Origin of the sequence: Vibrio sp. 10N.222.52.B7, assembly GCF_041474275.1 — a bacterium.
Lineage (GTDB): Bacteria > Pseudomonadota > Gammaproteobacteria > Enterobacterales > Vibrionaceae > Vibrio > Vibrio crassostreae_C.
The window spans coordinates 2,435-2,979 of sequence record NZ_JBFRTU010000165.1; the positions used below are offsets into that span (position 1 = coordinate 2,435).

The window sequence follows — 545 nt, forward strand, 5'->3', positions numbered from 1 at the left end:
TTGCATTCGTAGCAGCAGCACGCGGTTACAAACTAACGCTAACTATGCCTGAATCAATGAGCCTAGAACGTCGTAAGCTGCTTAAAGCGCTTGGCGCAAACCTAGTGCTGACTGAAGCACCAAAAGGTATGAACGGTGCGATTGCTAAAGCAGAAGAGATTGTTGCTTCAGACCCAGACAAGTACCTACTACTTCAACAGTTCAACAACCCAGCCAACCCACAAATTCACGAGCAAACGACTGGTCCTGAAATTTGGGAAGCAACAGACGGCGAAATCGACGTGTTTGTAGCGGGTGTTGGTACGGGCGGTACTATCACAGGTACAAGTCGTTACATTAAAGGTGAAAAAGGCAAAGCGATCACTTCAGTAGCGGTTGAACCAGCAGAGTCTCCAGTGATTGCACAGGCACTTGCAGGTGAAGAAATCAAACCAGCTCCACACAAAATTCAAGGTATCGGTGCAGGTTTTATCCCTGGAAACCTAGATTTAGAGATTATTGACCGTGTTGAATCGGTAACTTCTGAAGAAGCGATTGAGATGGCT

1 protein-coding gene is annotated in these 545 nt (G+C 46.6%); it reads left to right on the forward strand.

Going from position 1 to position 545, the window contains the following annotated elements; all coding sequences use genetic code 11:
• A partial coding sequence (locus AB4512_RS22045; RefSeq protein WP_372175679.1) for a pyridoxal-phosphate dependent enzyme occupies positions 1 to 545 on the forward strand: 545 nt, incomplete at both ends.